12 protein-coding genes are annotated in these 12,925 nt (G+C 46.9%); 3 read left to right on the top strand and 9 right to left on the bottom strand.

Features of this window, described 5'->3' with window-relative positions:
* Window positions 1-40: 40 nt before the first annotated feature.
* The 8 genes from QUB77_RS16290 to QUB77_RS16255 all read right to left on the bottom strand — a co-directional run bounded on the left by QUB77_RS16290 (window position 41) and on the right by QUB77_RS16255 (window position 6,514).
* The gene (locus tag QUB77_RS16290) at window positions 41-241 is read right to left on the bottom strand and encodes a hypothetical protein (protein ID WP_333323283.1); all 201 of its coding nucleotides are present in this window, start codon (window positions 239-241) and stop codon (window positions 41-43) included.
* Window positions 242-1,015 carry a BMC domain-containing protein gene (locus QUB77_RS16285; RefSeq protein WP_333174154.1) on the bottom strand — a complete coding sequence of 258 codons (774 nt, stop codon included), beginning with the start codon at window positions 1,013-1,015 and terminating at the stop codon, window positions 242-244.
* Between the two features lie 205 nt (window positions 1,016-1,220).
* Window positions 1,221-1,934, bottom strand: a complete 714-nt coding sequence (locus QUB77_RS16280) for a carbon dioxide concentrating mechanism protein (protein WP_333174157.1) — start codon at window positions 1,932-1,934, stop codon at window positions 1,221-1,223.
* Complete coding sequence (locus tag QUB77_RS16275) at window positions 1,927-3,222, bottom strand: transposase (protein ID WP_333174159.1); 1,296 nt, start codon at window positions 3,220-3,222, stop codon at window positions 1,927-1,929. Before QUB77_RS16275 ends, QUB77_RS16280 begins: the two co-directional genes overlap by 8 nt.
* A gap of 156 nt (window positions 3,223-3,378) precedes the next feature.
* Window positions 3,379-5,016, bottom strand: a complete 1,638-nt coding sequence (locus QUB77_RS16270; RefSeq protein ID WP_333174162.1) for a ribulose bisphosphate carboxylase small subunit — start codon at window positions 5,014-5,016, stop codon at window positions 3,379-3,381.
* Between the two features lie 157 nt (window positions 5,017-5,173).
* Window positions 5,174-5,479 carry a EutN/CcmL family microcompartment protein gene (locus tag QUB77_RS16265; protein ID WP_006635057.1) on the bottom strand — a complete coding sequence of 102 codons (306 nt, stop codon included), beginning with the start codon at window positions 5,477-5,479 and terminating at the stop codon, window positions 5,174-5,176.
* Window positions 5,480-5,764: 285 nt separating this feature from the next.
* Complete coding sequence (locus QUB77_RS16260) at window positions 5,765-6,106, bottom strand: carbon dioxide-concentrating mechanism protein CcmK (protein WP_006635058.1); 342 nt, start codon at window positions 6,104-6,106, stop codon at window positions 5,765-5,767.
* A gap of 96 nt (window positions 6,107-6,202) precedes the next feature.
* Window positions 6,203-6,514 (bottom strand): carbon dioxide-concentrating mechanism protein CcmK, encoded by a 312-nt coding sequence (locus QUB77_RS16255; protein ID WP_006635059.1) that lies wholly within the window; start codon window positions 6,512-6,514, stop codon window positions 6,203-6,205.
* A gap of 622 nt (window positions 6,515-7,136) precedes the next feature.
* Between QUB77_RS16255 and QUB77_RS16250 the strand changes: the two genes are divergently transcribed.
* On the top strand, window positions 7,137-9,011 hold the full coding sequence (locus QUB77_RS16250; RefSeq protein WP_333174164.1) for an NAD(P)H-quinone oxidoreductase subunit F: 1,875 nt from the start codon (window positions 7,137-7,139) through the stop codon (window positions 9,009-9,011).
* A gap of 143 nt (window positions 9,012-9,154) precedes the next feature.
* Here the strand turns inward: QUB77_RS16250 and QUB77_RS16245 are convergent, their stop codons facing one another.
* On the bottom strand, window positions 9,155-9,766 hold the full coding sequence (locus QUB77_RS16245; RefSeq protein ID WP_333174167.1) for a Uma2 family endonuclease: 612 nt from the start codon (window positions 9,764-9,766) through the stop codon (window positions 9,155-9,157).
* A gap of 128 nt (window positions 9,767-9,894) precedes the next feature.
* Between QUB77_RS16245 and QUB77_RS16240 the strand changes: the two genes are divergently transcribed.
* Both QUB77_RS16240 and QUB77_RS16235 read left to right on the top strand, forming a co-directional pair.
* A complete protein-coding gene (locus tag QUB77_RS16240; RefSeq protein ID WP_333174169.1) occupies window positions 9,895-11,409 on the top strand; it encodes an NADH-quinone oxidoreductase subunit M in 1,515 nt (504 codons plus the stop codon).
* Window positions 11,410-11,583: 174 nt separating this feature from the next.
* Window positions 11,584-12,750, top strand: coding sequence for a CO2 hydration protein (locus QUB77_RS16235; RefSeq protein WP_333174171.1), 1,167 nt, complete (start codon window positions 11,584-11,586; stop codon window positions 12,748-12,750).
* Window positions 12,751-12,925: the final 175 nt, after the last annotated feature.

Below are 12,925 nucleotides of genomic sequence, written 5' to 3'. Positions count from 1 at the left end.
CTTATTAGTCAGTTCGATTGTTTACCCGATCGACTTGATCTCAAAAGTCTAGTTTTACTTGGTGCTGTGTGTCTCTTGATGCGGGGGCGATCGGCTCGATCGGCAAATTAAGTTTGAGACCGCTACTCTGTATAAATTGTTGCCAGCATTCCCACCGAGTAAACTCTATATTTTTTTGACAAACTGCGTCTGAGTATTGGCGGCAGTACGTCTCTACCAACTTTTGTTGCCTAATTACCAATTAGCGATTTATTTCTTCTTCTACATAAACCCTCAATTTCTCCAAATCTGGAAGTTCGATCAATTCTTGTTCCTTTTCCTTAACCGACATGGGCATCATCACAGGTTTACGCTGCTCGATCCAGCAACTCGCCAGCGGTAAAGTTTGTTCCAAATCTTCCAAAGGCCTCGGAATTACCATCACCGCGTTCAACTCGCCAATTCGCTCAGCTTCGTACATCCCGGCCTCTACGGCTACTGCTACATCTGCAACTGCACCGCGAATAATTGCCGTGCACAAACCGGCGCCTATTTTCTCGTAAGCTGCCAAGTGTACGTCTGCGGATTTGAGCATAGCATCGCAAGCACCGACCATTGCCGGAAATCCCCGGGTTTCGAGCAAACCGATCGCCTGATGGCTAAGCCGAGAATAACTGCCGCTTTCCGACAGTTGAGTCAGGCGAAAGCCGATGGGCAAAACCACTTCCAAATTAGCCAAAGGTCTAGCAATCACCAACTTAGAAACAAACTGCCCGAACTGTTCGGCAGTTTGAGCTCCAGCTTCCACAGCCAAACGCACATCGGAAATTCTGCCCCGGACGATCGCAGTACAGTGACCGGAACCAATTTTTTCGTATCCTACTAAAATCACTCCTGCCGACTTCAGCATCATGTCAGCAGTGCCCACAATTGCCGGAAAACTCTTGGTGGATACCAAACCCAAAGCAGTGTCTTTGAAGTATTCCTGGCGCTGCGATCGCTCTTCGTGACTGTTACGATCTGTTTGTCCGTCCATCTTCTCTTACCCTTAGAAACTTCCCAAAATAAAAATTTGTTGATAGTTTATAGTTTCTCAGATGAGAAGACAGACTGCACGAGCTACAAGACACAGATTGCTGCTGCAAGGCCTTACAAATTGCTGAGCTACCAATAATATGAGATTACCTATTTATATTTGATCTTTCTGCCTTCAGCATAGCTGCCTTTTGCCGAAATGACGGCTACCCGGAACCGCCCGATAAAGTTTGGCCATTTTCATCGGGTCGATTAAAAGCTTGCCGGTGCGGAAACAGCGTCCCCAACAGCCGATTGATGTGAGCTTGACCGTACAGAATAGTTGGGATTTCCCCTGGTTGGGGCGGCTCTGCGGCGGTAGGTTCCGGCGGGTCAGGGGCCGTCTCCGGCGCAGTTTGAGGCGGTGTTTGGGCCGGTTGTGGCGGCTCGATCGGCTCGATCGGTCGATCGACTGGTGGCGTAGTGGCTTCGGGGGTTTCTGGTGATGTTGGCGCTGCTGTTGGCGCTGCTGTTGGCGCTGTTGCGGTTGCTTCTTCTGCGGCGACTTGGCGACTGGTATCTCCCATTAGAGAACCTGCTGGCATAATTTGCATTTGGTCGATACAAGGATTGATGAGGGTCGTTCCGGCGCCAATACAGGCATTTTCCCCGATCGTTCCCGCACCTACCACCAGCACCCCTGCACCCAGAGTAACGCCCGCCGCGATTTCCAGAGTACCTTCACGGGCGTGAAGGATAACTCCCATGCCGATACACGCACCTGCGGCGATCGATATCCGGCTGCCCGGATCTGCTTGTAGGATTGCTCCAGGGGCGATCGCCGCACCCTCATTCACAACTACATCACCACCGATCAAAATCTGAGAGTTGCTACTTAATTGCAGTGGCGATAAATAGTTACTACCTTGATGGTCAAACATGGGCAGACCCGCTCATGTCTTTCAACTTAGTCATTTTGAACGAGATATTAACTCGTCTGGGATGTGCTACCACACAACCACTATTCCGCTTTACAATCAATTCCAGAGAATCGAAGGAGTTAGGAATTACTTTTCGACCGATATTGAACGCACCATTCACATCGGCATGAATTACCGTTCCATCTTGAGAGCGGTACTTTTTCGTTGCTACACGTTTACCAGAGAAACTCAATGTGTTGGTTTTACCAGGCTGCCAAGTTGGGATCTCATCCCAATCTAAAAATGAAGCCTTACTGGTGTAAGATTCTTCACCTTCCTTTACGGTAATGCCAATTTTTTCTAGTTTACGAGTCAACATTGAAATAAACTTTGCATGAGGAATTAAAACAAACTGCTGGTTGTTTTTAGTTCCCATATTTACCTCCTTTTTCCACCGAGGATTTTTGCCAATCGCTACATGAGTGACGCCAATATCATTAAGTTCTGCTGTAATCTGGGCAGTTGCTTGGTGCAAGTAAGAATGCACGAAGTTATTACGATTTTTGATGATGTTTTGAATTTTTCTAGAACTCCCCAAACCAATAGCTGAACGCAATCTCGCAACTTCTTTGTTAAACCATTGATTCTGGGCCTTCAAAGGTTTGCCATTGACAGCTATAGGTTGAATCGTCGGATCTGAAAAAACAATTGTAGCTAGATTGTCAATTCCAATATCAATTGTTGCGGATAACCCTCTATTAACCAGCTTCCAATCATCCACCCCATTGTCATAAACGACTTCTACTACATAGCACCCTACTTTTGGAACTAACCTCACCTCGATTATATCAGCCCGTGTTAAACCAGGTTTGACGGGAATGAAAATGGGCGACATGGATGGAGCAATAAAACCTTTTTTTAACGCAGTTTTACCGATCGCTTGGTTATTGAATTTAATCAAATTTCTACCGTCAGAATCAATGTAACCAGGCATTTTAGGCTTGCCTGTAAACCTAGACGAATCAAGTTTCCAAGCAGACAAAGCCTTGAAATAGGATTGCCAACTATCAGCTACCTGCTTCAGGACAAGCTGACTGACTTTTGCAGGAAGCGATTTGTAATTGATATCTGATTTGAAGAGCTTATCCATAGCCGCTTGGGTGAGCGTTCCGTGACCATATATGAAACTTTGACGATTTGAGTATTGAGCGGTGTTGAACAAGTTCTTGGACGCGAAACAGGCTACCTCGCAGTAACCAAACCACTCGCTACTGCTTTTTATTTGATGTTGCTCCACCTGGTACGACATTACGGCATTAATTGATAGATAAAATGCCTACTTCTGAGCAATAGTTATCGATCGAACTATTTAACTATCTCAAATCCAACTTCAATCCGCTTGGATTTCTCCCGTGGACACCTGTGCGAGGGCTTAACGGGAGAAACAAGCTAATTACTAGGCAAATTAAGGACGCTGGATAATCTCTTCGAGCACCCGGCGCTTGGCCTTGGAGTCGATGCCCAGCAAGCGGACGTACTCGCCGCTGTGTTCTTTGAGACAGCTTTCGAGGGCGGAAATCACTTCGGATTCGCGGTTGGATGAGATCGGGGCGCAACTGCTCCAAGAACCGGTGCGGAAACGGCGCGCGTCGGCGTGTTCCGTGCCAATTTTGTAGCCTTGGGAAAGCAGGTTGCGGATTTGGTCGATCGTCTTGCCGGTCAAACTTCCGCTGCTGGCAGAACCAGTCGAAGCTGCTTTGTATCCCGATGTTGCTGCAGGCTTAGCCGATTGAGCAACTGGGCCGTCGGGACGCTGAATAATTTCTTCAACTATGCGTCGCTTAGCTTTCGGGTCAATCCCGATCAAGCGCACGTATTCGCCCGGGTACTGATTCATCACAGCTTCCAAAGCAGCGATCGCCTCAGATTCGTTTCTCACTTGCAGCGAAGCCCCGCTTTGCCAAGAACTGGTGCGGAAGCGGCGCGCGTCGGCGTGTTCCGTCCCCACCTTGTAGCCTTGAGCTAGCAAGCTGCGAACCTGAGCCACTGTTTCGGCACTCAATTTTCCGTTTGACACGGAACCGCTATTGTGGTATGAAGCTTGTTGTGCAACTTTACCGTTAGATTGGTGAGTTTTCGCACCGTTAGAACCGTTAGAGCCGTTGTCTCCCGGTCTTTGGACGATTTCTTCTAGTACGCGGCGCTTGGCTTTGGTGTCAATCCCGATCAAGCGGACGTATTCTCCTTGGTGTTCAGCCATGCAAGCTGACAAAGCCGCGATTACTTCAGAGTCGCGGGTTGAGGAAATCGGGCCGCAAGTGCGCCAAGAACCGGTACGGAAGCGACGCGCGTCGGCGTGTTCAGCTCCCACGCTGTATCCTTGGGCTAGTAAATTGCGGATGCTATCGGCAAGAGTTGAACTCAATTGGGTGCCGGCATGAGTAGAATATTTGGTTTGAGTCATATCTGGGTTTGTATTTTTCTCGTTGCGAATTGGTGCTAGACAGGCGATGTTCTCAGCGCAGCGATAACCCGTTCTCAGAGCGTCATTGATGCCGATGACATGGGTCGCAAATTGAACGTCAGAATCTTGAACGTCAGGCAAGCGATCGGCTTGCTTCTGATTAGTGATGATGGCTCCCGAAGGTACGTACTTACCGGGGGGAATCTCCACATCTTTAATTAGTACGTGCATCATCACAATGCAGCCGTTGCCCACTCTGGCATTGAACACCGTAGAGCGAAAGCCGATAAAGCACCCCTCGCCCACGTAGGCAGGGCCGTGAATTAAACTCATGTGGGTGAGGGAAGTATTTTTCCCCACCCACACAGAATAGGAGTTGCCGTCGTCTCCTGTGACTCGGCCTTTTTCTAGGCCGTGAATCACTACTCCGTCTTGAATGTTGCTTCCTTCTCCGATATAAAAAGGAGTGCCTTCATCGGCGCGGATAGATGTCCCGGGGGCAATCATCACATTAGAACCGATATGCACATCCCCAATAATGTTAGAAAAGGAATGTACGAAGGCGGTATCGTGAATTTTGGGCTCAGCCAAGTTTTTCGACCAAGGCGTCGGGGGAGCCGCAACGTTGCGGACTGCCATAAATTAAGTTCTCCTAAACTGAAAAATCTTTTTGTTAGTTGTTAGTTGTTAGTTGTTAGTTATTCACTGTCAACTGTCAACTGTTCACTGTTAGCTGTTAGCTGTTCACTTTTCACTGCCAACTGTCAACTGTCAACTGTCAACTGTCAACTGTCAACTAGCCGTATGGGTCGTCTTTTTTACTGTAAATGAGGCGGTTTTCTACATTGACAGTATCTATAATGCCTACTACCAGAGCATCGATCGGACGGTTTTCGCTTCCGGGCGCGATCCGGGCTGCGCTGCCTCGGGTCACTAAAACCCATTCATCGATACCAGCGCCCACACAGTCAGCGGCTACCTCATATCCGGGAACTGGGGAACCTTCCTCATCGATGAATTGCAGCAGTAGAAATTTCGATCCTCTCAGCGTCGGCTCTTTTTGGGTACTGACAACTGTGCCGAGAACTTTGGCCATTTGCATTTTAGGTAATAGGTAATAGGTAATTGGTAATTGTCATTTTTACACTGTCACTTGTCTTTTTTTAATTAGCTTTCCTCAGTCCGCTGTCCGCCTTTTAGAGCTTCGTCTAGTAACTAATCACTCATGACTGATGACTGATGACTAATAACCAATATCCCATACCCACCTCAATTAAAAATTAAAAATGCTAAATCAAAAACAGCGCCATTTTTAATTTTTAATTTTTAATTACCAAACGCCCCTAACAGCCGTGAAGCGAAGCTATCCCGTAGGGAATCGCCTGTCTTAAGATCTGTTGAGGGGGCGAATGCCGCTGACGCCTTCGCGGAACTGTTCTACAGCTTCGGTGTAGCGAATCGGCAGCACGTACTCTAAGTTTTCGTGAGGGCGGGCGATAATGTGGGTGGACATCACTTGTCCGCCGTTAACGCGCTTCACTGACTCTACTCCGGCTGCGACAGAAGCTTGCACTTCCGAGACATCTCCTCTTACAATGACCGTAACCCGAGCGCTACCGATTTTTTCGTAGCCTACCAAGGTGACGCGGGCTGCTTTGACCATCGCGTCAGCGGCTTCTACAACTGCGGGGAAGCCTAGGGTTTCGATCATGCCAACTGCAATTGCCATTGGTTTTACTCCTGATTGAATATTGGGGGAACTAAACAGTTAATTTTTGACGATCGCACAAATTTTCGTTTAACGAAATTGTTGTGCGCTAAGAACTTAGTAGCCTCGGAACTGTTCTACTGCTTCTGTATATCGAATCGGCAGAACGTATTCTAGGTTTTCGTGGGGGCGAGCGATGATGTGGGTAGAGACGACTTCTCCGCCGTTCACCCGCTTGACGGATTCCACTCCTGCTGCGACTGAGGCTTGGACTTCCGACACGTTGCCGCGCACAATTACGGTAACGCGGGCGCTGCCGATTTTTTCATAGCCCACGAGGGTAACGCGGGCAGCTTTGACCATAGCATCGGCAGCTTCCACAACAGCGGGAAAACCTTTTGTCTCAATCATTCCCACGGCAATTGACATTTTTGAATCTCCTTTGAGGATGAGCGAAATTACCGTTACAAATCTTTGAGAAATCTAAAAATTTGGACGGGGAGGCCCACATTCTTTAGTAATGCAGTGTAAAGCTTCCTATCCTATAAGAATAGGGGAAGCTGTCCACCTTGACAATATAAACTAACATCATAATGTTTAATAACAAAAATTAAATTTTTTTATGTTACTTAAACTAATTTAATATTTATTTAATAATCTTAATATAGAGAGGGGTGGATGCCGACGGCGAAGGGGAATTCAAGTAAGTAATAATACTCATAAACTAGAGTTCGGTATGTGAAGCCGGAGCCGATCGCTGCCGGGAAACTTGGGGATTTCAAAAGAGGGATCGCGGGGAAATCGACAAAAAAGCAGTCTTGACCCATCAGCAGGCATTTTTTTCTTTGAGTGCCTCGTCTGCTCGGCCAGTATTTTTGTATTGAGATAATTATCAGTTTTGATGCTTTAATGTATAGTGAATCTTGGGTGCAAATTATTTTGCCAGAACTATACGATCGGGTTTAGTCAAAGTTTTAGGGCCTCGCGCGATCGCCCGCGACTGTTTTTGTATAAAGGCAGCCCGTAATTTGAAGTTTAAGGGATAAATTAAATGACTCAATTTCTCCTCCAAGCCTGTTGGTGGGTACCTTTATATGGCTTAATAGGCGCAATTTTAACTTTGCCGTGGTCTACGGGAACCGTTCGCAGAACAGGCCCGAGACCGGCAGCTTACTTCAATTTGCTCATGACTGTGTTGGCTTTCATACACGGGTCAGTTATTTTTACAGCGACTTGGGATCAACCCCCCCAACAATTGCTCGTGCACTGGGTGCAAGCAGCCGATTTAGATTTGTCTTTTGCAATAGAAATCTCCACCGTCAGCGTCGGAGCAATGGAGTTAGTTAGTGTTCTGAGTTTGCTAGCACAAATTTACGCTCTAGGCTACATGGAAAAAGACTGGGCGCTAGCTCGATTTTTTGGGCTGATGGGTTTTTTTGAAGCGGCAATTAGCGGCATTGCCATTAGCGACTCGCTGCTTCTAACTTACGGTTTGTTGGAAGTGCTGACGCTTTCAACTTATTTGCTAGTGGGGTTTTGGTACGCTCAACCGCTGGTAGTAACAGCCGCTCGTGATGCGTTTTTAACCAAGCGTGTAGGAGACGTACCACTGCTGATGGGAGTAGTGACGCTTTCAACTTTAGCAGGAAGTTTGAATTTTTCCGATTTGGAAACATGGGCTGAAACTGCAACTTTGTCTCCTGTAGTGGCGACTCTTTTAGGTTTGGCTTTAATCTCCGCACCTACGGCAAAGTGCGCTCAATTTCCTTTCCATTTGTGGCTAGATGAGGCGATGGAAGGGCCAAACCCGGCTTCGATTATGCGGAATACGGTAGTTGTGGGCGCTGGGGCTTATGTTTTGATTAAACTTCAGCCTGTTTTAGCGCTTTCCCCGGTCGCAGATGCGGTACTCGTGGTTTTGGGTGCGGTAACGGCTGTTGGCGCTTCCTTGGTGGCGATCGCCCAAATCGACATCAAAAGAGCACTATCGCATTCTACCAGCGCTTCTATGGGTTTGGTGTTTATCGCCGTGGGGCTAAATCAAGTTGACATTGCTTTGCTGTTGCTGTTCGCGCACTCGATCGCCAAAGGTCTATTATTCATGAGCGTAGGGTCAATTATTACCACAACTAACACTCAAGATTTAACAGAAATGGGTGGGTTGTGGTCGAAGATGCCTGCCACCACTACGGCTTATTTAGTAGGCGCTGCGGGGATGGTAGCGCTGTTGCCTCTCGGCAACTTTTGGGCAATGCGACGCTGGCTTAACGGTTTTTGGACCCTGCCTTTGTGGCTGGTAATAGTGCTGCTTTTAGTTAATGGTTTGACAGCGCTAAATTTAACTCGCATATTCGGTTTAGTGTTTGTAGGAAAACCGCAGCCGAAAACTCGCAGAGCTCCAGAAGTTGGTTGGCCGATGGCTTTGCCGATGGTAATTTTGACGGTGATGGGGCTATTGGTGCCTTGGATGTTACAGCAGTGGCAACTGTTAATTAGTTGGACTGGGCCTTGGGCGCAAACGGGGGATTTGAATACTTTAAATTCGCTGTTGAAGACTCTGGATATTCCGCTGTTAATGTTATCTGGGTTGATTGGCGTTGCGGTTGGGGTGGCGATTTATTGGTACGGGGTTTTACCTCGACCGGTACGGCTGCCGGTGCCGGCGTTGCAGGATTTGTTTGCTTACGATTTTTATATCGATCGAGTTTACCGCTTGACTGTCGTTTGGGCGGTGGCTTTGATTTCTAAAATCAGCGCTTGGACTGATAAGTATGTGGTGGATGGGGCGGTGAATTTGTTCGGTTTTGCCACCATTTTCAGCGGCGAAGGGTTGAAGTACACCGGCACCGGTCAGTCGCAGTTTTATGTGTTGACTATTGCGGGGGGGGTTGCTGTGTTGCTGGCGTTGATTATTTGGCAGTTTTAAACTGTAGAGTTTGGCAGATGAATTTTTCGGGTTTGTCTGCTTTTGATCTAGTTTTATTTAATTTTAAACCGCAGATGAGGGCAGATGAACACAGATGAACGCAGATGATTTTAGTCTGGGTTTGTCTGCTTTTTTATCTAGTTTTATTCAAAATCGATCGGCCATAATTCGGTCACTGGAACTTCCCAACCCGGCAAAAGTTCGGGAAGTGAAATCATGTCGCCGTCTCTCAATACCACTGGCTCGGCTATCGGAGTGTAAATTGTCACTGTATGCTTGTCTGGGTCGATTAATATTCCTACTTTGGCTCCGAGTTCGATGAATGATAAAAATTTTTCTCGGAGGGGTTTGAGGCGATCAGACTGAGATTTGATTTCTACCACTAAGTCGGGAACAAGTTCGGCAAAATACCTTTTACTTTGTTTGAGGCGATCGGCTGTCACAAACGAAACATCGGGGGCTGTAACATTTGAATTGGAGAGAATAAACCCGCCGCTCGACTCAAACACTCGTCCGAGTTTGCGGGGTTTGACCCAGTTAAGCAAAAGTCTGCCAAACTCAAGTCCAATTTCGCTCGATACTATGTCTGATGGGCCCATAACGATAATCTTCCCGTCTACCAGTTCGAGTTGGTAGTCTAGATGTGCTTCGCCGAGTATACCTTGCAGTTCTTCCAAGTCGGCAACGGTGAGGCGGGTGGAAGGAGAACCGGATTTAATTTGCAAATCTTCTCGATCTGTAAGACTTGAGGTCATAGGAGGATTCCAGAGACATTTGAATCTATGTTAACAAGAAAATTAGCCGATCGCTTCTATATGTAGTTGCTATGCGTTAATGTTAAATATAGCTCTAAATACTGTGTAACAAAGGAAAGTTTTAATTGATGCTCAGTGCTTTAATCTGGATACCAATGTTGGCTGCTGCCCTGATTGGGCTTTGGCCCGGTTCAGTGAGTTCTAAAATAGTTCGGAATGTCGCGATCGCCATTGCGGGTATAACTTTTATTCTCTCGGTGATTTTGGCAGTTCAGTTTGATGCCAGTACCAGTCAGTTGCAGTTTTCGGAATTCATTCCTTGGATAGATGTTTTGGGATTGAATTACAATCTCGGTGTTGATGGTTTGGCTCTGCCTTTGGTAATTTTAAATACTCTGCTGACAGGAATAGCTATTTACGCTACGGATGAGTCGATCCGCAGACCTCGACTTTATTATTCTTTGATTCTGTTAATTACTGGCGGCGTAACAGGGGCTTTTTTATCTCAAAATTTGCTGCTGTTTTTCCTGTTTTTTGAGGTAGAATTGATTCCGCTTTACCTGTTAATTGCGATTTGGGGAGGCGAGCGCCGGGGTTATGCTGCTACTAAGTTTTTAATCTATACTGCATTTTCGGGAATTGTGCTGCTGGCTGCTTTCTTGGGCACTGGTTGGCTTAGCGGTGCTTCGAGTTTCGATATGGTTGGTGCAGCGGGCGCATCGCATTTGCAAGGAGGATTGCCCTTGCCTTTGGTAAGACAAATTGTTTTGCTGGCAGGGGTGTTGCTGGCTTTTGGTATTAAGATGCCTTTAGTGCCTTTTCATACTTGGCTGCCGGATGCTCACGTAGAAGCTTCGACGCCGGTTTCGGTGCTGCTGGCGGGGGTGCTTTTGAAGCTGGGGACTTATGGGATGCTGCGCTTTGGTTTGGGTTTGTTTCCCGATGCGTGGGCGGTGGCCGCACCTTGGTTGGCGAGTTGGGCTGTAGTAAGCGTGCTTTACGGGGCGAGTTGCGCGATCGCCCAAAAAGATATGAAGAAAATTGTAGCTTACAGTTCGATCGCTCACATGGGCTACATTTTATTAGCTAGCGCCGCAGCTACTCCGATTAGTATGTTGGGAACTGTTTTGCAAATGGTTAGCCACGGTTTAATTTCGGGGCTGCTATTTTTGAGTGTCGGCGTTGTTTACAAAAAATCCGGCACCCGCAACATCGATGTGCTCAAAGGTTTGTTCAATCCAGATCGCGGTTTGCCGATGATTGGCAGTTTAATGATCCTCGGCGTGATGGCAAGTGCGGGGATTCCGGGTTTGGCTGGATTTATTGCGGAATTTTTGATATTTCGGGGCAGTTTGCCAGTGTTTCCCGTGCAAACTTTGCTCTGCATGATCGGCACTGGTTTAACTTCAGTTTACTTTTTAATTATGGTCAACCGCGCCTTTTTCGGCCGCCTTTCGGATTTGGTGGAAAATTTGCCACAAGTCCGCTGGCGCGATCGCATTCCTTCGCTGGTTTTAGCAATAATTATCGCCATCATGGGAGTGCAGCCGGGAGTTTTAGTTGGTTTGAGCGAAAAAACTGCGATCGGAATGGTAGCTAATGTGCCGCCCCAAGTTAAAGTGATTGCTCAAAACTTGAAATAAAATATGACCTAGATTCGTAGCATCGGACTTTAGTCTTATGGCAGTTTTCAATCCCATGAAATACAGCAGACGGCTGTAGGGACACGGCACTGCCGTGTCCCTACCTATTCCATTCATCAGTGTATCCGTGTTCAAATCCGTGTCGTGCCTTCGTTCAATTAAGGTTAAATAAAAATGAAAAGTACCGTATTAAAACCCTCTTCCCATCCCCTAGCCGCATACATTGACCTCTTGGAATCAGGCAAAGCTTTGCTTCCTGAATCGGCGGAAAATGTAGTAGAAGTTGTTGGCATTCTCAAAAGTTACGGTGTGGTTCTCGATGCCTATTCTCGCAATCTCAATTATATTGCAGAAGAACAGTTTTTAGTGCTTTTTCCGTTTTTTAAATATTTCAACGGAGATGTGACGCTGCCGAAATTAATTCGCTATTTGTGGCACGATCGCATTAATTTTGAGTATGCTGAGTATGTTATGAAAACTATGATGTGGCACGGCGGCGGGGGTTTTGACAGTTATTTGGATTCCCCGGAATTTAGCAGTTTGGTCGAAAAGGCGATCGCGGCTAAACTGAAAGGCAATTTTTTCATGCAGGGACTCAACAAAACATTTCCTGATTTTTTGCCGGAACAAGTGCGGATGCTGGCTTACTACACTGGTCTCGGTCAGTTTTGGCGGGTAATGAGTGATTTATTTATCGACTTATCTGATTCCTACGAAGCCGGGAAAATTAAGTCGATCGCAGAAGTAGTTGATTTTGTCTTAGCAGGTTTGGTTAGCGCCGCGAGTCTGCCAATTACCTACAGCGTCAAGATTGGCGGTCAAGTCTACGATATCATTCCGACCTCAGCTAACTTGACATTTTTACCAGATGTAGCAGTGCCTTATGTAGAGTCAATTTTCTTTCGGGGCACAGCCTTTTTTGGCACAGTTTCCTACAACGCTCAAGCCCATCAAATCCCGGAAGAACAAAGAGAATTTGCCTACGGGGCTTTGTTTGCTGACCCTTTACCGATTGGAGGTGCAGGGATTCCGCCAACTCAATTGATGCAAGATATGCGGCATTTTCTGCCGGAGTATTTGCACGAAGTTTATCGCACTAGCTGTCGCGGTGAAGACGATGTGCGGGTGCAAATTTGCCAGAGTTTTCAAAAGTCGATGTTTTGCGTGACGACGGCGACTATTTTGGGTTTAGCACCTCATCCCATGAATACCTCAGATCCAGAGGAAAGAAAGGCTAATCGAGCTTATTTGGAAGGTTGGATGGATCGATTTGGGGATTCTCGCTTGGATTGGGCAAATCAGCCAACTAACCGTGCCTGTCAGTTGTTCCCAGAACGGTAGAACGGCGACTGGTTTTTAGGGCGCATGGTCTCTCGGAGTTGCAACAATATTACCTGGTTTGGCAATTGCTTCCTTTTGGAGGGCGAAAGCTCATCCGGGCATCGAAAGGATATCACGTCCCGTCAAATAGCCGTTATAAGGCAAGTAGTGAAAACTTCAGTCCTCAAAATTTTAT

This window comes from Microcoleus sp. AT9b-C3 (genome assembly GCF_036705485.1).
Lineage (GTDB): Bacteria > Cyanobacteriota > Cyanobacteriia > Cyanobacteriales > Microcoleaceae > Microcoleus.
The sequence above is the reverse complement of the archived record's forward strand: the minus strand, read 5'-3'. Positions and strand labels throughout refer to the sequence as shown.